This is a genomic window from Streptomyces sp. NPDC001135, from assembly GCF_053598395.1.
This window is the reverse complement of record NZ_JBSFKD010000022.1, coordinates 24,331-46,856: the sequence shown is the minus strand read 5'-3', so window position 1 is coordinate 46,856 and position 22,526 is coordinate 24,331. Positions and strand designations below refer to the sequence as shown.

The following is a 22,526-nucleotide window of genomic DNA, read 5'->3' as shown; positions in this document are numbered from 1 at the left end:
CCCAAACCTCCACATCCCCAGGAGCGATCCATGCGTATCCCGAGCCGACGGAGGCCGCGAGCCACGCTCGCCACGGCCGCCGTAGGGACGCTGCTCGCCCCGCTGCTCTCCGGCTGCTGGGCCGGTGCGGGCGGGACCGGTTCCGGCGGCGACTCCATCAACGTGCTCATGGTCAACAACCCCCAGATGACCGAGCTGCAGAAGCTGACCGCCGCCCACTTCACCAAGGAGACCGGCATCAAGGTCAACTTCACCGTCCTGCCCGAGAACGACGTGCGCGACAAGATCAGCCAGGACTTCGCCAACCAGGCCGGCCAGTACGACGTGGCCACCCTCTCCAACTACGAGATCCCGATCTACGCCCGCAACGGCTGGCTGCACCCGATGAACGCCTACGTCGCGAAGGACCCCTCGTACGACGAACAGGACGTCCTGAAGCCGATGCGCCAGTCCCTCACCGGCGACGACGGCAGGCTCTACGGGCAGCCCTTCTACGGCGAGTCGTCCTTCCTGATGTACCGCAAGGACGTGTTCGCGGCGAAGGGCCTGACCATGCCGGCCCACCCGACCTGGCGGCAGGTCGCCGACCTGGCCGCGCGGGTGGACGGTGCGCGGCCCGGCATGAAGGGCATCTGCCTGCGCGGACTGCCGGGCTGGGGCGAACTGATGGCGCCGCTCACCACGGTCGTGAACACCTTCGGCGGCACCTGGTTCGACCAGCACTGGAAGGCCCGCCTGGACTCCCCGGAGTTCGAGAAGGCGACAAAGTTCTATGTCGACCTCGTCCGCGCGCACGGTGAGTCCGGCGCCGCGCAGTCCGGGTTCGCCGAGTGCCTGAACGACATGACCCAGGGCAAGGTCGCCATGTGGTACGACGCCACCTCCGCGGCCGGCTCCCTGGAGGCCGCGGGCTCCCCCGTCAAGGGCACGCTCGGCTATGCGCCGGCCCCCGTCGAGAGGACACCGTCCTCCGGCTGGCTGTACACCTGGGCCTGGGGCATCCAGAAGGCCTCCCGCAACCCCGACAAGGCCTGGAAGTTCGTCTCCTGGGCGTCCGGCAAGGGCTACGAACAGCTGGTCGGCGACACCAGCGGCTGGTCGGACGTCCCCGCCGGCAAGCGTGCGTCGACGTACACGAACGCCGCCTACCGCAAGGAGGCCGGTGCCTTCCAGGAGATGACCAGGCAGGCCATCGAGAGCGCCCGCCCGCAGGACCCCGGCGTACAGCCGCGACCCGCGCCCGGCATCCAGTTCGTCGGCATCCCCGAGTTCACCGACCTCGGCACCAAGGTCTCCCAGGAGATCAGCGCGGCCATCGCCGGACGCCAGTCCGTCGCCTCGGCCCTGAAGACGTCGCAAGGGCTCGCCGAGAAGATCTCCAAGGAGTACGAGGGACGATGACAGCGACGACCACGGCCCCGTACGCGGCCGCTCCCGCCAGAACGTCGAATCAACCCTCGGCCCGGCTGCGCGCCTGGGCCACCCGGGCCCCGCTGCTGCCGGCCCTCGTCTTCATGATCGCCGTGACCCAGCTGCCGTTCGTGGCCACGCTGGTGATCTCCTTCTTCGACTGGAACGCCCTCTACCCCAAGGCCCGGCACTTCACCGGCCTCGACAACTACCACCAGGTGCTGACCGACGCCGACCTGCGGCACTCGGTGTGGACGACCGTGCTGCTCACGGTGGCGGTGGTGCTGGCCAGCCTGGTGCTGGGGCTGGCTCTGGCGCTGCTGCTGGACCGCAGGTTCCGCGGCCGGGGCGTCGTCCGCACCCTGCTCATCGCCCCGTTCCTGGTGGTGCCGGTGGCCGCGGCCCTGCTCTGGAAGCATGTGCTCTACAACCCCGAATACGGCCTGCTCAATGGGTTGTTGCACGATGTGGGCGGGCCACAGCCCGACTGGATCTCGCACACCCCGCTGCTCGCGGTCGAGGCCGCCCTGGTGTGGCAGTGGACGCCGTTCATGATGCTGATCCTGCTCGCCGGGCTGCAGAGCCGGGACCAGCAGCAGATCGAGGCCGCACGGGTCGACGGCGCGAACGACTGGCAGATCTTCCGCCATCTGACCCTGCCCCATCTGCGCCGCTATCTGGAGCTCGGCGCCCTGCTGGGCTCGATCTACATCGTCCAGAACTTCGACGCGGTCTTCACGATCACCTCGGGGGGCCTGGGGACGGCGAACCTGCCCTACACCGTCTACCAGAGCTTCTACCAGGCCCACGAGAACGGGCTCGCCTCGGCCGCCGGGGTCCTGGTCGTCATCGGCTCGATCATCATCGCGACCTTCGCCCTGCGCGTGGTGTCGTCCCTGTTCCGCGAGGAGGTGTCCCGCGCATGAACGCCGTACTGCGCCGCAACGGGCTCGGCCTGCTGGCCTGGTTCGCCGGGATCGTGTTCTTCCTGCCGATCGCGTGGATGGCCCTGACGTCCTTCCACTCCGAGGCGGACGCGGCGACCAACCCGCCGTCCTTCGCCGCGTCGCTGACGCTCGACGGCTACCGCGAGTTCTTCGGCAGCGGCGGCGGGCCGAGCCCGTGGCCCGCGCTGATCAACTCCACGGTGGCGTCGGTGGTCTCCACACTGTGCGTCCTCCTGCTGGCCCTCCCGGCGGCGTACGCGCTGTCCGTCCGGCCGGTGAAGAAGTGGACGGACGTCCTGTTCTTCTTCCTGTCCACGAAGATGCTGCCGGTGGTGGCCGGTCTGCTGCCCATCTACCTGTTCGCGAAGAACGCCGGGATGCTCGACAACATCTGGCTCCTGGTCGTCCTCTACACCTCCATGAACCTGCCGATCGCGGTGTGGATGATGCAGTCCTTCCTCGCCGAGGTCCCGGTGGCGGTGATCGAGGCGGCGCAGATCGACGGCGCCCGGCTGCCGACGATCCTCGCGCGCGTGGTCGCCCCGATCGCCCTGCCCGGGATCGCGGCGACGGCCCTGATCTGCTTCATCTTCAGCTGGAACGAGCTGCTGTTCGCCCGGGTCCTCACGGGCGTGGTCGCCGAGACCGCCCCCGTCTTCCTGACCGGCTTCATCACCAGCCAGGGCCTGTTCCTCGCCAAGGTGTGCGCCGCGTCGCTCGTCATCTCCCTGCCGGTGCTCGCCGCGGGGTTCGCCGCCCAGGACAAGCTGGTCCAGGGCCTGTCGTTGGGAGCCGTGAAATGAAGGCCGCCGTCATCGAGTCCGTGGGCCGCGCCGTCGTCACCGAGGTCCCCGACCCGACGCCGGGACCGCGCGAGGTCGTCGTGGAAGTGGCCGCGTGCGGCCTGTGCGGCACCGACCTGCACATCCTGCAGGGCGAGTTCGCGCCCAAGCTGCCGATCGTCCCCGGGCACGAGTTCGCGGGCACGGTGGTCGGGGTGGGCAGCCAGGTCACCGAGGTCGCGACCGGCGACCGGGTGGCCGTGGACCCCTCGCTGTACTGCTACGAGTGCCGCTACTGCCGTACCGGCCACAACAACCTGTGCGAGCGGTGGGCCGCGATCGGCGTGACCACGGCGGGCGGCGCGGCACAGTTCGCGGTGGCGCCGGTGGCGAACTGCGTGAAGCTGCCGGAACACGTGCGCACGCAGGACGCGGCGCTGGTGGAGCCCCTGTCGTGCGCGGTCCGCGGCTACGACGTCCTGCGCGCCCGCCTCGGCGCCCACGTCCTGATCTACGGCTCCGGGACCATGGGCCTGATGATGCTGGAGCTGGCCAAGCGGACGGGCGCGGCGAGCGTGGACATGGTGGACGTGAACCCGGCGCGCCTGGAGACGGCCCGGCAGCTGGGGGTGTCCGCCTCGGCGGCGAGTGCGGACGAGCTGGACCGGCCCCGGGGCTGGGACGTGGTCGTGGACGCGACCGGCAACGCGGCGGCGATCCAGGACGGCCTGGACCGGGTGGCGAAGGCGGGCACGTTCCTGCAGTTCGGGGTGGCCGACTACGCGACCCGGGTGACGATCGATCCGTACCGCATCTACAACCAGGAGATCACCATCACCGGTTCGATGGCCGTCCTGCACAGCTTCGAGCGGGCGGCCGAGCTGTTCGCGAACGGCGTGCTGGATCCGCAGGTGTTCATCAGCGACCGGATCCCGCTGGAGCGGTACCCGCAGGCGCTGGAGCAGTTCGCGGCCGGGGTGGGACGGAAGATCGTGGTGGTGCCGTAGGCCGTTCGGCGGGCCGTTCGAGGGGTTCCGGCGGGTAAGGGAACGGTAAAGCGGTGTCGTTCGTTCACCCGGCATGACAGCTATGACCCCTGGCTCGAACATCCCTCTGTCGGCCGCCCGTGTCACGGTGGACGTGGCCGCGCCGGTGCGGCTCGACGTGTCGGGCCTGCTGCTCACCGCCGACGGCAGGGTGCGCTCGGACGACGACTTCATCTTCTACAACCAGCCGGCGGGCCCCGGCGTGCGCTACACGTCCGGCGGCGGTGCGGCCCCGGACGCGATCACCGTCGAGACCGCCGCCGTCCCGCCGGACGTCGAGAAGATCGTGGTCACGGCCAGCCCGGACGCGGCCGGCCAGACCTTCCAGGGCATCGAGCCGACGGCCACGCTCCGCGACGCGGACGGCGGCGCGGTGCTGGCCACGTTCACCCCGCCGCAGCTCGGCACGGAGACGGCACTGGTCGTCGTGGAGATCTACCGCCGGGGCGGCGCCTGGAAGGCCCGCGCCGTCGGCCAGGGTTACGCCGACGGACTGGCCGGCATCGCGACGGACTTCGGGGTGACGGTGGAGGAGCCCGCGGCGCCGCCCCAGCCGGCGACCCCGCCGGCGCCCGCCATCCAGACCCCCGTCTCCCCGCCCGCGCCCCCCGTGCAGACCCCGGCGCCCCCGCCCGCGCCGGCCGCGCAGACCCCGGTCATGCCGCCCGCCCCGCCGGTGTCCGCGCCCCCGGCCCCGCCCGCCCCCGCTCCGGGCGCCGGAAAGATCAACCTCGACAAGGGCCGGGTCAGCCTGCAGAAGAACCAGACCGTGTCCCTGATGAAGGGCGGCCGTCCGCTGCTCTCCCAGGTCAAGATGGGACTCGGCTGGGAGCCGGCGTTCCGGGGCGCGGACATCGACCTGGACGCCTCGGTCATCGTCTACGGCCCGCAGCGCAACCACGTCGACAGCTGCTACTTCGGCAAGCTGACGATCCTGAACGGCGCGATCAGGCACTCCGGCGACAACCTCACCGGTGAGGGCGCCGGCGACGACGAGGTGATCACGGTCGACCTGGGCCGACTCTCCCAGGAGGTCACCGGCCTGGTCTTCACGGTCAACTCCTTCTCCGGCCAGAAGTTCACCGAGGTCGCCAAGGCCTACTGCCGCCTGCTGGACGCCACCACCGGCGAGGAACTGGTCCGCTTCGACCTCACCCACGCCGAGCCCCAGACCGGCGTGATGATGGCCAAGCTGGTCCGGCAGTTCTCCGGCGAGTGGGACATGACGGCGATGGGCGAGTTCGTGAAGGCCCGGACGGTACGGAACATGGTGGAGCCGGGGGCTCGGGCGCTGTGACACCGTGCGGGCCGGAGCGGGGGACGGCGGCCGTCCCCCGCTCCGGCCCGGCCGGGAGCGGAGACCCTCCGGCTGATGGCCCGGGGCCAATCTCATCCCGTCGGCCGCAGTCCCTCCGCCAGCAGGGTCAGGTAACGTCGCAGCTGTCGCCCCTGCCCGTTGGCCAGCTCCGACGCCACGGCCACCCCGTGCGCCAGCCGCAGCACCTCGATCGGCTCGACGTCGCCCCGCAGGGATCCCTCCGCCTGCGCCGCCTCCACCAGTCGCGCCACCGCCCCCTTGACCACGGTTCCGCACTCCGTCGGCGCCGCCGAACCGCCGTCCGTGACCGCCGAACCGAGCAGCGCCTTCATACCCCGCACCTGGATCGTGCCGACGCCCAGCTCGTACAGCCACTCCGTCAGCGCCTCGCCGGGCGGCAGCTCCCGCGCCAGTTCGTCGGCCCGCGTCCCCAGCGCCTCGATCCGGTCCACGTACGCGGCCTCCAGCAACTTCTGCCGCGTCGGAAAGTGCCGGTAGAGCGTACCCGCGCCGACACCCGCCCGCTTGGCGATGTCGTCGAGGGACGCGTTCTCCCCATGCTCGGCGAAGGCCTCCGCCGCCACCTTCAGCAACCGCTCGTAGTTGCGCCGAGCGTCCGCACGCATGGGTCTCACCCGCGGCATCCCGTCACTCCCCGCTTGTCGCCGTCCTCGTCGTCGTGACCACCGGGATGATGGCCGGCGCCGACACCCGAGTGTGCACCAGCGAGCCGGGCGGGAGCACCTCCCCCGCGAAGCGCTCGCCGCCATTCGTCAGCACCGCCCGGGTGGCTCGTACCCGCCGGTGGCCGGGTCCGGGCCGAGGTGCCGGTGTACGGCACCGGTGCCCAGGCCGATGGTGGCCCGCGTCCGCATGGGGCCGTCACCGCGGCGGGCGAGCACGTCGATCTCGGCGACGCGCGCGTGCAGCACGCCGAGCCGGGCGGCGCACTCGGCCGCGAGGACGCGCGGGGCACGGGTGCGGCCGAGCGAGAGGTGCGGGACGAAGCGCGGGAAGCGCTCCGTGCAGTACGGGAAGGGCTCCGCCAGCGCGCGCCGGAGCTGCGTCCAGGGTGCGAGGCCGGCCGCCGCCGGGTCGAGCCACACGGTGGCGTAGGTCCGGTGGCGGAACGCGTGGACTCCGCTGAGCCGGATGTCGAAGGGTTCGCACCCGGCGGCCGCGGCTGCCAGCAGCGGGAGCGCCGCGGGGAAGTCCTCCTCCGGTACGAATCCGAAGACGAGGTTCACATGAGGGGGCCAGCGGCGGATCTGCGGGTCGTGTGCGACGCGGATGCGCTGGATGGCGGGCCAGAGTTCGGCCGGGGGAAGCCATGCCACGGCGGTCCGGGGCGTGGGGACCGCCTCGAGCCGGCCGAAGGCTTCGGCCGGGCCGGGCGTCGAGGGGCAGGGCACACCGCCATCATGGCCCTGCCCGCCGACGGCCGCCGCCTCACTCCTCAATCAACCGAAGGGTGCGCTGCCGTCCGTGGTGCTGGTGGCCGTGCTTCGCGGCGTCCTTCTTGTGTCCGGGTTCTTCCGCCGGGTGCTTGTGGGTGTGCTTCGCGCCGTGGTTCTTGTTTTCGTTCTTGTGGTCTTGCTTGGGTTTGGAAGGCTTCTGTTCCTGCTTCGGCTTGGAAGGCTTCTGCTCGTGCGTGGGCTTCGATGGTTTCCGCTGGTGCTTTGCCGGCTTCGCCGGTTCCTTCACCGGCGGAGCCGTGACCGAGACGGACTGCGAATCGGACTGCGAGTCGGACTGTGCATCGGACTGCGAGTCCGACTGCGGGTCGCTGGACGGCGCACCCCACGTGACCACGGCGGTGGCCTGGGCGGAAGCCACCGCGGAGACCTGCTGCGGACCGTCGTTGTCGTCGGCGAAGCCGGTACCGGCCCCGAGGGCGGACAGCCCCGTGACCACTGCGGCCACGAGCGCTGCGCGCTGAAATCTACGCATGGTTGACCCTTTCTCACCTGAGCGTGCACGATTTCTATCGACTACTCAGCGTGAGAATATATGCACAGAACGTAGTAATTTGTGATCCAAGGTGAAGGGCCGTGTCGACCGCGCGCCCTGCCGTCCCCCCTCGCCGAGTTCGTATCTCAGCCGCGCTTCTCGCGCTTCCACGGCCCCGTGACGGCCAGCATGATGCCCGGCGTCTGGATGTTCGCGAACAGGGTCTTGCCGTCGGGCGAGAAGGTGACCCCCGTGAACTCGCTGTATTCCGGCTCCGCTGCGGTGCCGATGTTGAGTTCGTTGCGGGCGATCGGGTAGGTGCGACCGCTCTCCGTGGCGCCGAACAGGTGCTGGACACCCTCGCCGTCCTCGGCGATGACGAGGCCGCCGTACGGGGAGACGGTGATGTTGTCCGGGCCGTCGAAGTCACCGTCCTCGAACGGGTCGGGGTTGACGCCGAGCAGGACCTTCAGGGTCAGGGTGCGGCGCCCCGGGTCGTAGAACCAGACCTGCCCGTCGTGCTGGACGGGGCTCTCCGCGCGGGCGTAGGAGGAGACGACGTACGCGCCGCCGTCGCCCCACCACATGCCTTCCAGCTTGCGGGCGCGGGTGACCTGGCCGTCGGTGAACTGCTTGCGGACGGCGACCGTCTGCGCGTCGCGGTCCGGGACGTCCACCCAGTCGACGCCGTACACCGTGCCGGTCCTCGTGGCGCGTGAGAGGTCGTCGACGAGCCTGCCGCCGGAGTCGAAGCACTTGAAGGCCTGGAGGACACCGGCGTCGTCGGCGAGCGCGCGGAACCCGCCGCGACCGTGCCGGAAGCCCTCCGGCGGGGTCCAGCGGTACAGGAGCCCGTTCGGGCCGGCCGCGTCCTCGGTGAGGTAGGCGTGGCCGCGCTTGGGGTCGACGACCACGGCCTCGTGGGCGTAGCGGCCGAGGGCCTTGACGGGCCTGGGGTCGCGGTTGGCGCGGCGGTCGGCGGGGTCGACCTCGAAGACGTAGCCGTGGTCCTTGGTCATGCCGTTCTGGCCGGCCTTGTCCTCGGTCTCCTCGCAGGTGAGCCAGGTACCCCAAGGGGTCCTGCCGCCGGCGCAGTTGGTGGAGGTGCCGGCGATGCCGACCCACTCGGCGACGTGGTCGCGGCGCACCTCGACGACCGTGCAGCCGCCGGCCGCGGCGGGGTCGTAGACGAGGCCCTCGGTGAGCGGGACGGGGTACTGCCAGGCCGCGCGGGGGCCCTTGAGCTCGTGGTTGTTGACCAGGAGGGTCGCGCCGCGGGGACCCGCGAAGGTGGCGGTGCCGTCGTGGTGGGAGGGGGTGAACTCGCCGGACTCCAGCGTGGTCCTGCCGCTGTAGGTGATGACCCGGTACGTGAAGCCCGCGGGCAGGGCCAGGACGCCGTTCGGGTCGGGAATCAACGGGCCGTAGCCGACGCCGTCGCGGCCACCGTGCGCCGACTCGTCCCCGGCGCTGTCGATGTCCACCGCGGCAAGGGCGTTCGGCGCGGTGGCGAGCACGCCGACGCTGCCCGCCAGGGCGAATCCGGCACCGGTGATCGCGCCTTTTCCGGCGAAGTCCCTGCGGGTGAGCGACATGGTGTGTCTCCTGAGACGGTGGGAGTGCCGTGGAGGGGGTGGCGGACCTCGTTCGGCGCACACGCTCCCGCCACACCTTGAACGGGAGTTGAACACCGGGCTACTTCACCGGCCCGTGTTCAAGAATCCGCATGCCATCCGTATGCACCGGCCCACGACCGGCCCAGGAGTCGTCAGGCGCCGTGTTGCGACCTCGCCTTGAACGCCGCCTTCCGCGCCGCCTTCGCCACCTTCTTGTCCGGATGCAGCCGCCCCATCGCCTCCAGCACATCGGCCGTGGCCGGATGCTCCACCCGCCAGGCCGCGGAGAAGAACCCGCTGTGCTGTGCCGCCAGTCCCTCCACCAGCGCCTGGAGTTCCTCCGAGTTGCCCTCGGCGGCCAGTTGCGCGGCGACCGTGTCGATGGTCAGCCAGAAGACCAGCGCCTCGGACGGGGCCGGGACCTCCTCAGCTCCCCGTTCGCTGAGCCACACCCGGGCCAGGCCGCCGAGCTCGGGGTCGTCCAGCACCTCGCGGAGGGCCGGCTCCGCCTCCGCGCCCACCAGCGACAGCGCCTGCTGGCAGCGCAGCCTCCGCAGCGGGGCGCCCGCGTCGGCGCCCCGGGCCGCGGCCAGCAACTCCCGTGCCGCCGCAAGCGGTTCACGTCGCATCAGCCACTGCTCGGTCTCGGCCCGGGCGGCGGCCTGCCCGAACCCCGCCGTCCCGTCGAGTAGCGCGTCCGCTCCCTTGTCGGCCAGTTCACCGACGGCCGGCGCCTGGAAACCGGCCTCCAGCAGCCGCGCCCGCAGCCCGTACACACCGAGCGGGGTGAGCCGGACCATGCCGTAGCGGGAGACGTCGGTGTCGTCCACCGGTGCGGCGGGCTCCTCGTCGGTGTCGGCCATCAGAGCCTCGTCCACCGGCTGGTACTCCACGAGTCCGACCGGCTCCAGCACCCGGAACTGGTCGTCCAGCCGCATCATCGCGTCGGAGACCTGTTCCAGGACGTCGTTGGTCGGCTCGCCCATGCCGTCGGGGACGAGCATCGAGGCGGCCAGCGCGGGCAGCGGAACCGGGCCGTCACCGGCGCCGTCCTCACTCACCGTCAGCAGATAGAGGTTGCCGAGGACGCCGTCGAGGAAGTCCGCCTCGGCCTCCGGGTCCCAGTCGAGTGACGAGAAATCGATCTCACCGCCCTCGTCCAGGGCGTCGACCAGATCATCCAGATCGGGGACGCTCGCGTCGGCGATGACGGTCTCCAGCGCGGTGAGCCACACGGCGAGCACATCGGCCGGGGAGCCCCCGGTGAGCAGCGTCAGCTCCGCACCGGCCCGGACGGTCCCGGCCTCCTCGTCCACGATCTCGACCAGTCCGGCGTCGACGGCGACCCGCCAGGCCTCACCGGCGTACGCGGCGGCGTCGTCACCGCTCAGTCCGAGCAGTTCCGCGGCGGCCGGAAGCTGCTCCTCGGCCAGTCCGCCGCCGGCGTCCACGCGGGTGTCGGGACCGGCCCAGCGGGCGAGGCGGGCGGCACGGGACAGCAACGGCGTGGACAGCGCGGCGCGCGCCAGCTCCGCTTCGGGGTGCAGCCGTACGGGCGGCAGGGGGGAGCTGTCTGACATCGGCTGGTTCTCCTCAACACCGTGAACGGGCTCAACCGCTCAGCCTAGACGGATTTCCACCCATGCCGCCCGGTTCATCTGCCCGTCAGCGGCCGTACATGGCCGAAACCTTGACAACTCCCCGCGTCAGGCTGGAGATTGACGCGCGTAGAAGTTGGGGGGACAACTGTTCACTCGGCTCTATGCGTGTCACGGAGGGCTACGAGCCCCGCACGCTCCCGTTCCACCCTCGTCCCGGCGCTCACGTACGTCCCCGGAGGGATCCCTTGCCGAGCAGGTCTTCCGCGCGCCTCGCCGCGCTCACCGTCGCCGCCGTCTGCAGTGCGGCGTCCGCCGTCGTCCTCACCACCCCCGCCCATGCGGACTCGGTGCGCATCCACGACATCCAGGGCACCACCCGAATATCGCCGCTCGCCGGCCGGCAGGTCACGGACGTCCCCGGCATCGTCACGGCCATCCGCACCTACGGCTCCTCCAAAGGCTTCTGGATGCAGGATCCGACCCCGGACGACGACCCGGCCACCAGTGAGGGCGTCTTCGTCTTCACCGGCTCCGCTCCGAAGGTCGCGGCCGGCGACTCGGTGACGGTGACGGGCACGGTCTCCGAGTACGTCCCGGGCGGCACCTCCTCCGGCAACCAGTCGGTCACGGAGATCACCAAGCCGATCGTCACCACCGCCTCCACCGGCAACCCGGTCCCGGCACCGGTCGTGATCGACGAGGACTCGGTGCCGGACGCGTACGCCCCCGGGGGCGACACCGCGGCGAACGGCTCGATCAACGGCCTGACCCTGGACCCGTCCGCGTACGCCCTGGACTACTACGAGTCCCTGGAGGGCATGAACGTCCAGGTCGCGGACGCCCGCGTGGTCACCGCGACCGACCCCTACAGCGAGCTGTGGGTCACGGTGAAGCCGTACGAGCACCGCAACCGCCGCGGCGGCACGGTCTACGGCTCCTATGACTCCCAGAACACCGGCCGGCTGCAGGTCCAGTCGCTGGGTTCGACCGCCGACTTCCCGAAGGCGAACGTCGGCGACACCCTCTCCGGTACGACCACCGGCCCGCTGGACTTCAACCAGTTCGGCGGCTACACCCTCGTCGCGAGCCAGCTCGGCACACTGGAGAGCGGCGGCCTGGAGCGGGAGACCACGCGGAAGCAGTCGCGCGGCGAGCTGGCGGCGGCGACGTACAACGTCGAGAACCTCGACCCGTCCGACGCCACCTTCGACCAGCACGCCGCCGCGATCGTGAACAACCTGCAGTCGCCGGACATCGTGTCCCTGGAGGAGATCCAGGACGACAACGGCGCCAAGGACGACGGCACGGTCGACGCGAGCGGGACCGTGAACAAGCTGATCGACGCGATCGTCGCGGCGGGCGGCCCGAAGTACGACTGGCGCTCCATCAACCCGGTCAACGACCAGGACGGCGGCCAACCGGGCGGCAACATCCGCCAGGTGTTCCTCTTCAACCCCGAGCGGGTGTCCTTCGTGGACCGTCCGGGCGGCGACTCCACCACGGCGGTCGGCGTCACGAAGGTGCACGGCAAGGCGCAGCTGACGGCGTCCCCGGGCCGGATCGACCCGGGGAACGCGGCCTGGAACAACAGCCGCAAGCCGCTGGCCGGCGAGTTCGTCTTCCGCGGCAAGACGGTCTTCGTGATCGCCAACCACCTCAACTCCAAGGGCGGCGACCAGGGTCTGGCCTCGCAGTACCAGCCGCCGGTGCGCAGCTCGGAGATCCAGCGCCACGCCCAGGCGACCGAGGTGAACGCGTTCGTCAAGAGCATTCTGGACGTCCAGAAGAACGCGAACGTCATCGCGCTCGGCGACATGAACGACTTCGAGTTCTCCGAGACGGCGCAGATCCTCGAGGGTGACGGCGAGCTGTGGTCGGCGATCAAGTCGCTGCCCAGGAGCGAGCGTTACACCTACGACTACCAGGGCAACGAGCAGGTCCTGGACCAGATCCTGATCAGCCCGGCGATCCGGCGCGGCTGCGACTTCGAGTACGACAGCGTGCACGTCAACTCGGAGTTCAACGACCAGATCAGCGACCACGACCCGCAGGTGCTGCGGTTCCGCCCGTGAACCCCATGAGGCTCAGGACCGGCTGAACACGCCGTTCAGCCAGTCCTGCCAGGCGGCCTCGTTCGCCTCGGCATCGGCGTCCGGCGCGAAGTCGTGCACGCTGATGCCGAGCGGCGCGCCCCAGTGCCCGCGTCCGAAGAGGCGGATGAGGGCGCTGTCGGTGCGCAGCCCGATGAAGTACGGGTTCCGGTAGTCGAGTACGGCGTCCAGGGGCGCCCCGCCGGGTCCCCGCACACTCACCTTCGTACCGGCGCCCGCGTCGTCCGCCAGGCCGAGCGCCCGGCCGACGGCGGCGAGCGCCCGCGGGCTCCGCGTGGCCTCGGGCCCGCTCAGCTGGGCGAAGGCGACGGGGCGGGGCGCGAAGTGCGTCAGGTACTCGCACAGGGTGTGCAGATAGAAGTTGGTGTGCTTGCTGGCGCCGTCGTACTGGTTGTTCCAGTCGTCGGTGAAGACACCGCTGTGCACATAGCGCACCCAGGCCCGGCGGCCCTCGTCGCGCGGCTCGATGGTGTAGTCCAGCTGGTTGACCGACTGAACCGGGAAGCCCACGTCCTCGCTGCGGTTGGTGTAGCGGTGCGGCGGATCCCAGGCGGTGACCGTCGACCCGAAGGGTCCCTTGCCGCCCTCGCGGGGCTCCGGCGGGTCCATCGGCCACAGATAGCCGCCGGTACCGGTGGTGACGGCCTCCCAGACCTCCTCCGGAGGGACGTCGACCTCGAACTCGCGGACGATCTCGAATTCCTTCGACATGGCGGGGCTCCTGCTCACTGATCCGGCACGGGGGTGGGCTGGTCCTTGACCGTGGGATGGAGGGCGACGACGATCCGGTGGTCACGGCCGTCCTCGGCGTCGGGTGCGTCGTACTTGCGGATCAGCGCGCTCACGCCCGCCGTCAGCTCCCGCACGAAGGCCGCGCGGTCGGCGGCGGAGGCGAAGCGGACCTGGCCGTCCAGGGCGTAGGTCGCCAGCCGTTTGCGGGCCTTGGCGGCGCCGGTGATCAGCGCCCCGACGTCCCGCACCAGACGGGCGCCGAGCGCCAGCAGCCAGCGCGCGGACAGCTGGTCCCGGAAGCGGTCCGGGTCCGGCTGCACCGCGGCGAGGGCGGCGGGCGAGATGACGTACGACCCTGCGGTCGCGCGCATCAGCCGCTCGGTGACATTGCCCTTGCGGCGCTCGCCCGCCAGCTCGACCAGGCCGTGCCGCTCCAGCGCCTTGAGGTGGTAGTTCACCTTCTGCCGGGGCAGTCCGACCCGGCCGGCCAGCATGGCCGCCGAGGCGGGTTCCGTGGCCAGCTCGGCGAGCAGCCGCGCCCGCACGGGGTCCAGCGACACGGCGGCCGCCTCGGGGTCCTCGATCACGGTCACGTCCAGCATGCGCCCACCCTCTCACCGACAACTTTTTTTGTCCAGACGGACGCAGTTGTCGGTGAGTGGGTGGCGTCGACTCCCTGCCGGACGCCTCAGTGGCGCCGCATCCTGCGCCACGCGATCGCGGCCGTCACCGCGGCCGCGCCCAGCACGCCCGCCACGAGGACCGGACCGGGATGGCGCATGCCCGCACGCGCCGCACCGCGCAGCGGCTGGGGAACCGTGTCCTGCACGGCGTGCCCCGCACGCCCGGCCCGGTCCTGCACCGCGTGCCCTGCCTTGGCCGCCTGCCCCTGCACGGCGTGCCCTGCCCTGGCCGCCCGGCCCTGTACGGCGTGCCCTGCCTGCACGGCCCTGCCCTGCATCGCGTGCCCGGCCTTCGCGGCCCGGCCCTGCACGCCGTGACCTGCGTGGGCGGCGCTCGCGCGCAGTTGCACGGTCATGGCGCCGGCCTTGTCCTTGAGGTCGGCGGCCCGCACCCGGGCCCGCCCCTTGACATCGGCCCTGCCGACCAACTGGGCGACGGCGTGCCCGAGTTGGTGCCTGGTCTGCTCGATCTGCTGCCGCAGCTCGTCGGGGCCCTTGGCGCCCGAGCGGTGCGGGGTCCTGTGCATCATCGGTGTGCCCTTTCCTGCTATGGCGATGCGCATGACGCCTCCTGAGGCCGCGCAAGGCGGCCGGGGGCATGCCGGGTGGCGTCCGCCCGCAGCGGCCTCCTTCACCACGCGGCGAGCAGCCCGCCGGACCAAGGACGGACACTTACCCGGCGCGGCACCGACTCACAGACCACCGTAGGCGCGACTCCAGCCACGACGCACCCGCACGGGCCGCCGCAGGCATCCCTGCCCGCGCACCCGCACGCGCGCCCCGGACCCGGGTACCCGGACCGCAGACCGTCAGCCCTGCTCGCCCGCACCGTCCCCGCGCTCGCCGAGGCGCGCCAGTTGACTCTGGAACCAGTCGAGGCGCGCCTGCAACAGCGCCGCCTCCGCGGCGAGTTCGGGCACACCCGGCTCCACCCCGTCCGCCGGCACGCCGGACGGGAACCCCGTACCACCGCCCCGCGCCACCACCCGCAGCCCCTCCCCGGCCAGCCGGGCGAACCCGGCGAGCGAGACGGACGTACGGCCCCGCACACAGCCGGCGCAGACGGGGGCGAGGGCCAGCCAGCCGGGCCTGCCCCAGCCGGCGTCGGCCAGGGTGGCGGCGGTGGCGCCGCAGGCGCACGGGCCCGCGGTCGCCGTGCGCACCCGCTGCCGGGCGTAGCGGAAGCCGCGCTCGAAGCGGATGTACGCACCGAGCACGGAGACCTCCAGCAACACGGCCGTCCGGTGCTCGGCGGTGCACAGCATGGCCTCGGCGTCCCCGCGCTCATGGACGCAGTGGAACCCGCAGTCGCACAGCCGCGCCGGCGGCCGGTGCCGCCGCCCGTAGACGCACGCGGCGTCGTCGAGGACGCCGTACGGCAGCGCACCGCCGAGCGACACTCCGGTGAACCCGGCCCGGATGCCGTCCTGGGACAGCACGGGGTGGGCGATCTTGTATCCGGTCGGCGGCTCCGTAGGGCGTTCCGCCGGGAGCCGCAGTCTCATCGGGCGGCCGGAACCTCTTCGCGGGCCGGCTCGGCCGGTTCGACGCGGACGGTCTCCTCGGGCGCCGGGATCTCCTCTTCACGGACGAGCGGCCGCTCCTCGGCGACCCCGGTGGCCAGCGCCTTGCCGAGCTTCATGGTGCCTCCCATGACTGACGACGTCGGTGACCCTCCGGCCATAGTGACCCATGAGATGCCGAGTTGGACATAGAGCCCTCTGACATTACAGCGGTGCTTATCAATACCTCGCAGGAGAATTAAGTAGAGCTTCACGCACGTGGTGCCGAGACTACTCCCATGACAAGCACACGGACGACCTCCCCGCCCTTCGGCCGCACCCTCTGCGCGATGATCACGCCGTTCACCGAGGCGGGCGCCCTCGACCTGGACGGCGCCCGGAAGCTGGCCGCGTGGCTGGTGGCCGAGGGCTGCGACGGCCTGGTGCTGAACGGCACCACAGGCGAGTCCCCCACCACCACGGACACCGAGAAGGCGGAGCTGATCGCGGCCGTCCGGGAAGCGGTCGGCGACCGGGCGTCCCTGGTCGCGGGCGTGGGCACGGCCGACACCCGGCACACCGTCGAACTGACCCTCGCGGCCGGCCGGGCGGGCGCCGACGGAGTGCTCGTGGTGACGCCGTACTACAGCAGGCCGCCGCAGGAGGCGGTGGAGGCGCACTTCCGCGAGGTCGCCGACGCAAGCGCCCTGCCCGTGATGCTGTACGACATCCCCGGCCGCACCGGCACCCGCGTCGAGCCGGACACGGTGATCCGCCTCGCCGCGCACCCGCGGATCGTGGCCGTCAAGGACTGCTCGTACGACGTCCTCGGCACCCAGAAGGTGCTGGCCCACACGGACCTGGCGTACTACGCGGGCTGCGACGAGCATGTGCTCGCGCTGTACGCGGTCGGGGCGGCGGGCTGTGTGAGCACGGTCGCCAACGCCGTTCCCGGACACATCGCCGCGATCTTCGACGCGTTCGACGCGGGCGACACCGCCGGGGCGACGGAACTCCAGCTGCGGACCACGCCGTTGATCGAGGCGATGACGGGTGCGGGCCTGCCCGGGGCAGTCACCGCCAAGGCCCTCCTCACCCGCCTCGGCCTGCCCGCCGGCCCCGTACGCGCACCGCTGCTGCCCGCCGGCCGCGAGACGGCCGACGGGCTGCTGGCACTGCGGGCGGAGCTGGTCGCGGGGTGATCAGCACTCGGTGAGGAGTGACCGCCGGCGAGTGCGCACGAAGCGCGTCGGGGAAGGCCCGACCGGGCCGAGGGGCAGGGGCATGGGCCCGGGAGCCCTCGCTGGTGTCAGCGGGGTACGCAGCCGAACCAGTTCACCGTGCCGTTCTCGGACGTGTAGCCCAGGCACCTGATGGTCCTGTCGTGCAGGGTCTCGGTCCGGTCGACGCTTCCGTTCAGATAGTCCGACGTGTAGTGCGGCTCTACCAGGGTGTCGATCTCGACGGTGTACCAGCGGCTCTTGTCGTCCGGCAGGCTGCAGTGGTGACCGGTCATGTTGCGGCTGGGGTCGTCTATCCAAATGGCCCGTTCGGCACGGTCGCAGTGCGCTCTGCCTGTGGCGTTGGCGGTGCCTGCGCCGACGCCGAGCAGGGCCGTGGCGCCCGTGGCCACCGCCGCGGCAGTGCCGAGCAGACGCTTCGGGGTGAGGTTCATCGATGGGTCCTCCTACCGGACGCAGTGACGGTCCGTAGCCGACATGTCACAGTGATGTGATAGTCGCACTTGTTTGGAACGTCCGGCTCGCGGGCCGGTGGCGCATTGCCCCGACCCGGTGACGTCCGTGATGCCAATGCAGCAGCCCGCGGTCACACCCCGGCCGGCGCCGGAGCACGCCTCGGTTCGTGTGGTCACCGCGGGCGGCCGACAGGAACCGTGCCCGGGCGCGCGGGGCCCTGCGGCCGTCCGTGGATCGCCTCGGCTTTCCCAGGCTCAGGGCTCGTCAACGCGACCGTTCAGATGGAAGAGGAGCCACTCGAGCCAGTCCGCCGTGACTCCCGCAGACGAGGCCCAGCCGTGCATGGCGCCGACGTAGGTGGCGTACCGGGTGGGCCAGTGGCGTGTGCCGGCCGCCTTCCCACTGGACCACCCGAGGGCGTTCAGCGAACGAAAGACCCGGTCGTCGAGGATCAGGGCCCGGTCGCATGCGGCGTCGCGGTCGTCCACGGCCGCGAACCACTTGGTGAAGAAGGACCGCCCCACCCCTTTGAGGACGAACCTTCGATAGGCCCCGCTCAGGTCGCCGTCTCGAACCGCTTCGCGCGTGGTCCGCAGGACAGTGGGCATACGCGGGTCGGACAGCGCCGCTTCGGTGTACCGCGGCCCACGTCCGTTGGTGGTACCCGAGCCCCAGATCATGACGGCCACGAACAGGTCGCGCAGGCCGCCGGGATCGTCACCGACGCGGTCACGGAGACGGGTCAGGTCGCCCCGGTCGACGAGACGGCCACCGTTCGTCCCGTTCGCAGACCTGCCGATATCGAGTACGTGCGCCGCTCCGTGCGTCTCCAGTCGCGAGCGCCACGTTTCCGGACGGAAGCGTACGGGCTGCTGTTCGCACGCGCCGTAGCGGACAACGAGCTTCCGAAGCTGCTCCATCATGCTCCCCCTGGCCATGACGACGGCGTGCCCCGTCCAAGTTACTTCGGGACGAAGAGGTCGTGGGCCAAAGAATATGGGGCGGCGGGCGGACATGGTGGTGCGAGGCCCTGATCGGCGGGCCGTCGAGCGTCTTCCACGGCAAGGTGATCTCGGCCGGTGCGGGTGTGGTGATGTGCGCGGCCACCGCGAAGGAGACCGACTCCGGCAACGGCACATGCCGTTCCTTGCCGCCGAAGATTTCGCCTTGTCGCAGGCCGCAGCCCGCCCCCAGGGAGACCATCTCCTGGTAGGCGTCCGGCAGCGCGTCATGCGCGGCTGTCACGCGCTCGATGGTCCACGGCGGCAGTCGGCTTCATTGACCGCGTGGACCGACCCCCTGTTGTTCGCATCGGTTCCCTGCAGGTGTGCGTGCAGGCGAGAGGTTCCGTGCCAACATGGGTTGTTCCAGAGCGTGTTGGCACGGGTGGGTGTCGGGGGACGGGCATGCAGGCAGTAGCGCGGTGGATCGTGGCGGTGGCCGCTTCGGTTGTGGCCTTCTTCGTTGTCGCGGTGCCCTGGGCGGTGCTGTCCGACGGTGGAAAGGACCCGTGGGAGGTCATCGGGCCCGTCGCGGGGGTGGTCGCGGCCGGCGTTCTGGCGGCCGTCGGCTGGTGGGCGTCCCAGGCCGGTCCCGGCCCAACGGGCGCCTCCCCGATGCGCAGGGCGCGGCAGTCGGCGCGCGGGCAGGGGAACATCACACAGACGGGGGGAGACCGGGGTGGGACGCCCGCGACCCGCCGTCGTGTTCTGCGGGAGAGCATCCGACAGAAGGCGCGCGGCGGCGGTGACATCGACCAGGTCGGCGGCAACCGGGCGTAGTGGGGGATCGCAGCTGTGAGACAGGGCCCGAGTCAGCGCCGGATGTGGCAGCGCGCCCATGCTCAGGGGTCCGTCACCCAGATCGCGGGTGACGTGCATGTTCAGGTGCCACCCGTGACGGCGTCTCAGGTCGAGTGGCCGGTATGGGTGGGCACCGTTCCGCGGCTGGCCGCGGCCTTTCAATCACGTGCCCAGGCCCGCGAGGCAGTCAGGCAGGCCCGCTCTGCGGGTGGCAGTGTGGTGCTCTCGCAGGTGCTGGCCGGCGACGGCGGGGTCGGTAAGAGCCAGCTCGCCGCCGCGCTGGCCCGTGAGCTGCGCGACCAGGAACGGTCGCGGGACAGCGGACTGGACGTCCTGGTGTGGGCGAATGCGACCGAGCCCGACCAGATCATCACCGCCTATGCCGATGCCGCCGACCGGCTCGGCCTCCCGGGCAGTGCTTCGGGGGATGTCGCCGCCGCGGCCAAAGCGTTCCTTGCGTGGCTGCCTGCCACCGAGCGGCGTTGGCTGATCGTGCTGGACGACATCATCGACCCAGAAGCCGTCGATCCCTGGTGGCCCGACGGCAGCCACCGGACCGGCTGGGTCCTCGCCACGACTCGGCGCAGTGACGCCCTGCTCAGCGGCCAGGGGCGCAAGCTGATCCGCCTGGATCTCTACACCGTCGAGGAAGCCCGCGCCTACCTGCATCGCCGCCTCGCCGACGCGGGGCACCCCCGCCTCTACGACGCCGATGAGGCCGACCGGCTGGCCGAGGAACTCGGCCGTCTACCGCTGGCCCTTGGCCACGCCGCCGCCTACGTGATCAACAAGCGGTGCAGCATCGCCGACTATCTGGAGCGCTTCCGCGACACCGGCAACAAGTTGAGCGATCTCCTGCCGCCGAATGCGGACACCGAGGGCTACGGACGTCCCGTCACCACGGCCCTTCTCGTCTCGCTCAACGCCGTGCAGGCCGCAGACGCCACCCGCCTCGCCCGTCCGCTCCTGGAACTCATCGCGCTCATGGACCCGCTCGGCCACCCCGCCGACCTGTGGACCACACCGCCGGTGAGGGCACATCTGCGCACGTTGCGCCCCGGCCGCCGGCGTTGGCTGCGCGGACGTCAGCCAGCCATCGCCGAGCAGGACATCCACACCGCGCTGGAGTGCCTGCGCACCTACGCCCTCATCGCCCAGGACACCACCCAGGCACCGATCCGCGTCCACGCCCTGACCGCCCGGGCCATACGCGAGACGATCCCGCCCCAAGCACTGCCCGCGCTTGCCCGTACCGCGGCTGACACGATCCTCAGCCTGTGGCCCGACCTCGATCACCACGACCGCGACCTGTCCGCGGCACTGCGCGCGAACACCATGCTTCTTGACCACCACACCCGCCCGTACCTGTGGAAGCCAGCAACACACAGGTGCATTTACCAGGTCAGCAGCAGCCTGACAGCAGTAGGCCTCTACAAACAGGCTCTTGAATACGATCAGAGGGCCTATCAGCAGAGTTGCGACATCCTCGGCCCAGACCACCCCGACACCCTCACTGCCCGCAGCAACCTCGCCGTCTCCCACCATCATGCCGGCCGCATTCAGGAGGCCCTCGAACTGCACGAGCAGGTCCTGGCTGACCGGGAACGCATCTTCGGCCCGGACCACCGCGAGACCCTCTCCGCCCGCAACAACCTCGCCAACACCTACCGCGATGCCGGGCGCACGCAGGAGGCCCTCGAACTGCACGAGCGGGTCCTGGCCAGCATGGAACGCCTTTTCGGCCCGGACCACCCCGACACGCTCACCGCCCGCAACAACCTCGCCAACTCCTACGGCGATGCCGGGCGCATCCAGGAGGCCCTCGAACTGCGCGAGCGGGTCGCCGCTGACCGGGAACGCCTCCTCGGCCCCGACCACCCCGACGCCCTCTCAGCCCGCAGCAACCTCGCCGTCTCCTACAGCGATGCCGGGCGCATCCAGGAGGCCCTCGAACTGCGCGAGCGGGTCGTCGCTGACCGGGAACGCCTCCTCGGCCCCGACCACCCCGACACCATCACTGCCCGCAACAACCTCGCCACCTCCTGCCATCATGCGGGGCGCGCCCAGGAGGCGCTCGAACTGCACGAGCGGGTCGTGGCTGACCGGGAACGCATCTTCGGCCCGGACCACCCCGACACCCTCTCCGCCCGCAACAACCTCGCCAACTCCTACCACGATGCCGGGCGCATCCAGGAGGCGCTTGAACTACGCAAACGGGTCATGGCCGATATGCAGCGTCTCCTCAGTCCGGATCACCCCGACGCCCTCTCGGCCCGCAGCAACCTCGCCAACTCCTACCGCGATGCCGGGCACATCCAGGAGGCGCTCGAACTGCACGAGCGGGTCGTGGCTGACCGGGAACGCCTCTTCGGCCCGGACCACCCCGACACGCTCACCGCCCGTGGCAACCTCGCCAACTCCTACCACGATGCGGGGCGCGCCCAGGAAGGGCTCGAACTGCTCGAGCAGGTCCTGACCGACATGCAGCGTCTCCTCGGCCCGGACCACCCCGCGACGCTCACCGCCCGCAACAACCTCGCCGGCTCCTACCACGATGCGGGGCGTGCCCAAGAAGGGCTCGAACTACTCGAACAGGTCCTGACCGACCGGGAACGCCTCCTCGGTCCCGACCACCCCGACACGCTCACCGCCCGCAACAACCTCGCCATCTCCTACCACGATGCGGGGCGTGCCCAAGAAGGGCTCGAACTACTCGAACAGGTCCTGACCGACCGGGAACGCCTCCTCGGCCCCGACCACCCCGACACGCTCACCGCCCGCAACAACCTCACTCACGTTCGCAGCGCTGCCCAAGCCGTACAGCAACCGAGTACTGCAATCACAACGACCGATCACGACCAAGGGCGCCTCTCAGAAGCCGATAAGTCCGTTCGTCCGCGCGCGAGCGGCCCGACGGGTCGCCGTTCCGGGCGGACATGAACGCCCCGGGCAGGCAAGGGGACTGGGAGAGCCGGACGGAGGCCAAAGCGCCGGCTCCCGCAGAGATCCCGACTCGGCTCCGGATCGCCCATGGTGACCTGTGCGTCCGGACGACGTACGAGTGCCTGGCCGACGCCAAGCCGGTGCAGCTGTCCACGAGATGGGAACCGTACGACCTCACCGCCGGCACACTCGTCGTCCTCCCCGAGGGAGGGCCGCACGCAGGGGCAGGCGACGTGAACCGCATGGCCGCGGTCTCTTGGAGCGGGGCCCACGCACAAGCGCCCTCCCGGGCCGCCCAGGGGCCGTGGAAGGGCGCTCGATGGTGACCAACGTCGACAACTGCCGACAGCTCAGCAGCAGGTCAGAGCGTTGATCGATAAGGCGGC

The 22,526-nt window shown here is 71.0% G+C and carries 21 protein-coding genes and 1 pseudogene; 10 read left to right on the top strand and 12 right to left on the bottom strand.

Going from position 1 to position 22,526, the window contains the following annotated elements; translation table 11 throughout:
• Nucleotides 1-30: 30 nt before the first annotated feature.
• The 5 genes from ACWC94_RS25325 (at nucleotide 31) to ACWC94_RS25305 (ending at nucleotide 5,482) form a co-directional block, all read left to right on the top strand.
• Nucleotides 31-1,401, top strand: coding sequence for an ABC transporter substrate-binding protein (locus ACWC94_RS25325; RefSeq protein WP_450799264.1), 1,371 nt, complete (start codon nucleotides 31-33; stop codon nucleotides 1,399-1,401).
• Nucleotides 1,398-2,336, top strand: coding sequence for a carbohydrate ABC transporter permease (locus ACWC94_RS25320; protein ID WP_450799262.1), 939 nt, complete (start codon nucleotides 1,398-1,400; stop codon nucleotides 2,334-2,336). Before ACWC94_RS25325 ends, ACWC94_RS25320 begins: the two co-directional genes overlap by 4 nt.
• A complete protein-coding gene (locus tag ACWC94_RS25315) occupies nucleotides 2,333-3,160 on the top strand; it encodes a carbohydrate ABC transporter permease (protein ID WP_450799260.1) in 828 nt (275 codons plus the stop codon). The genes ACWC94_RS25320 and ACWC94_RS25315 overlap by 4 nt, the downstream gene beginning before the upstream one ends.
• Nucleotides 3,157-4,146 carry a zinc-dependent alcohol dehydrogenase family protein gene (locus tag ACWC94_RS25310; RefSeq protein ID WP_450799258.1) on the top strand — a complete coding sequence of 330 codons (990 nt, stop codon included), beginning with the start codon at nucleotides 3,157-3,159 and terminating at the stop codon, nucleotides 4,144-4,146. The genes ACWC94_RS25315 and ACWC94_RS25310 overlap by 4 nt, the downstream gene beginning before the upstream one ends.
• 82 nt (nucleotides 4,147-4,228) lie before the next feature.
• Nucleotides 4,229-5,482: a TerD family protein gene (locus ACWC94_RS25305; RefSeq protein ID WP_450799256.1), complete on the top strand. Its 1,254-nt coding sequence runs from the start codon at nucleotides 4,229-4,231 to the stop codon at nucleotides 5,480-5,482.
• 92 nt (nucleotides 5,483-5,574) lie between these two features.
• Here the strand turns inward: ACWC94_RS25305 and ACWC94_RS25300 are convergent, their stop codons facing one another.
• The 5 genes from ACWC94_RS25300 to ACWC94_RS25280 form a co-directional block, all read right to left on the bottom strand.
• Nucleotides 5,575-6,147: a TetR/AcrR family transcriptional regulator gene (locus tag ACWC94_RS25300; protein WP_450799254.1), complete on the bottom strand. Its 573-nt coding sequence runs from the start codon at nucleotides 6,145-6,147 to the stop codon at nucleotides 5,575-5,577.
• Between the two features lie 129 nt (nucleotides 6,148-6,276).
• Entirely contained in the window at nucleotides 6,277-6,915 is a 639-nt protein-coding gene (locus ACWC94_RS25295) for a 2'-5' RNA ligase family protein (RefSeq protein WP_450799252.1), read from the bottom strand.
• Nucleotides 6,916-6,952: 37 nt separating this feature from the next.
• Nucleotides 6,953-7,453, bottom strand: coding sequence for a hypothetical protein (locus ACWC94_RS25290; protein WP_450799250.1), 501 nt, complete (start codon nucleotides 7,451-7,453; stop codon nucleotides 6,953-6,955).
• A 146-nt stretch (nucleotides 7,454-7,599) separates the two neighbouring features.
• Nucleotides 7,600-9,048 (bottom strand): alkaline phosphatase PhoX, encoded by a 1,449-nt coding sequence (locus ACWC94_RS25285; RefSeq protein WP_450799248.1) that lies wholly within the window; start codon nucleotides 9,046-9,048, stop codon nucleotides 7,600-7,602.
• 173 nt (nucleotides 9,049-9,221) lie between these two features.
• The gene (locus tag ACWC94_RS25280) at nucleotides 9,222-10,649 is read right to left on the bottom strand and encodes a hypothetical protein (RefSeq protein ID WP_450799246.1); all 1,428 of its coding nucleotides are present in this window, start codon (nucleotides 10,647-10,649) and stop codon (nucleotides 9,222-9,224) included.
• 266 nt (nucleotides 10,650-10,915) lie between these two features.
• Here ACWC94_RS25280 and ACWC94_RS25275 point away from each other — a divergent pair, with 266 nt between their 5' ends.
• Nucleotides 10,916-12,742, top strand: a complete 1,827-nt coding sequence (locus ACWC94_RS25275) for an endonuclease/exonuclease/phosphatase family protein (RefSeq protein ID WP_450799244.1) — start codon at nucleotides 10,916-10,918, stop codon at nucleotides 12,740-12,742.
• 12 nt (nucleotides 12,743-12,754) lie between these two features.
• Here ACWC94_RS25275 and ACWC94_RS25270 read toward each other — a convergent pair whose 3' ends face one another.
• The 5 genes from ACWC94_RS25270 to ACWC94_RS25250 all read right to left on the bottom strand — a co-directional run bounded on the left by ACWC94_RS25270 (nucleotide 12,755) and on the right by ACWC94_RS25250 (nucleotide 15,838).
• Nucleotides 12,755-13,492: an SRPBCC family protein gene (locus ACWC94_RS25270; RefSeq protein ID WP_450799242.1), complete on the bottom strand. Its 738-nt coding sequence runs from the start codon at nucleotides 13,490-13,492 to the stop codon at nucleotides 12,755-12,757.
• A 14-nt stretch (nucleotides 13,493-13,506) separates the two neighbouring features.
• Nucleotides 13,507-14,115 carry an ArsR/SmtB family transcription factor gene (locus ACWC94_RS25265; RefSeq protein ID WP_450799240.1) on the bottom strand — a complete coding sequence of 203 codons (609 nt, stop codon included), beginning with the start codon at nucleotides 14,113-14,115 and terminating at the stop codon, nucleotides 13,507-13,509.
• Between the two features lie 86 nt (nucleotides 14,116-14,201).
• Entirely contained in the window at nucleotides 14,202-14,759 is a 558-nt protein-coding gene (locus ACWC94_RS25260) for a DUF3618 domain-containing protein (protein WP_450799238.1), read from the bottom strand.
• Between the two features lie 246 nt (nucleotides 14,760-15,005).
• Nucleotides 15,006-15,701 carry a hypothetical protein gene (locus ACWC94_RS25255; protein WP_450799236.1) on the bottom strand — a complete coding sequence of 232 codons (696 nt, stop codon included), beginning with the start codon at nucleotides 15,699-15,701 and terminating at the stop codon, nucleotides 15,006-15,008.
• Nucleotides 15,698-15,838: a hypothetical protein gene (locus ACWC94_RS25250; RefSeq protein ID WP_450799235.1), complete on the bottom strand. Its 141-nt coding sequence runs from the start codon at nucleotides 15,836-15,838 to the stop codon at nucleotides 15,698-15,700. The genes ACWC94_RS25255 and ACWC94_RS25250 overlap by 4 nt, the downstream gene beginning before the upstream one ends.
• 159 nt (nucleotides 15,839-15,997) lie before the next feature.
• Here ACWC94_RS25250 and dapA point away from each other — a divergent pair, with 159 nt between their 5' ends.
• Nucleotides 15,998-16,900, top strand: coding sequence for a 4-hydroxy-tetrahydrodipicolinate synthase (gene dapA, locus ACWC94_RS25245; protein WP_450799233.1), 903 nt, complete (start codon nucleotides 15,998-16,000; stop codon nucleotides 16,898-16,900).
• Nucleotides 16,901-17,007: 107 nt separating this feature from the next.
• Here dapA and ACWC94_RS25240 read toward each other — a convergent pair whose 3' ends face one another.
• Nucleotides 17,008-17,373: a hypothetical protein gene (locus ACWC94_RS25240; RefSeq protein WP_450799232.1), complete on the bottom strand. Its 366-nt coding sequence runs from the start codon at nucleotides 17,371-17,373 to the stop codon at nucleotides 17,008-17,010.
• A 276-nt stretch (nucleotides 17,374-17,649) separates the two neighbouring features.
• Nucleotides 17,650-18,315 carry an 8-oxoguanine DNA glycosylase OGG fold protein gene (locus ACWC94_RS25235; RefSeq protein WP_450799231.1) on the bottom strand — a complete coding sequence of 222 codons (666 nt, stop codon included), beginning with the start codon at nucleotides 18,313-18,315 and terminating at the stop codon, nucleotides 17,650-17,652.
• Between the two features lie 516 nt (nucleotides 18,316-18,831).
• Here ACWC94_RS25235 and ACWC94_RS25230 point away from each other — a divergent pair.
• From ACWC94_RS25230 to ACWC94_RS25220, 3 genes and pseudogenes are all read left to right on the top strand, one after another.
• Nucleotides 18,832-19,176 (top strand): hypothetical protein, encoded by a 345-nt coding sequence (locus ACWC94_RS25230; protein WP_450799230.1) that lies wholly within the window; start codon nucleotides 18,832-18,834, stop codon nucleotides 19,174-19,176.
• A 237-nt stretch (nucleotides 19,177-19,413) separates the two neighbouring features.
• Nucleotides 19,414-22,137, top strand: coding sequence for a tetratricopeptide repeat protein (locus ACWC94_RS25225; RefSeq protein ID WP_450799229.1), 2,724 nt, complete (start codon nucleotides 19,414-19,416; stop codon nucleotides 22,135-22,137).
• Nucleotides 22,134-22,415, top strand: a pseudogene (locus ACWC94_RS25220) (GntR family transcriptional regulator); the annotation flags it as partial. The gene ACWC94_RS25225 and the pseudogene ACWC94_RS25220, both read left to right, overlap by 4 nt.
• Between the last annotated feature and the right edge of the window lie 111 nt (nucleotides 22,416-22,526).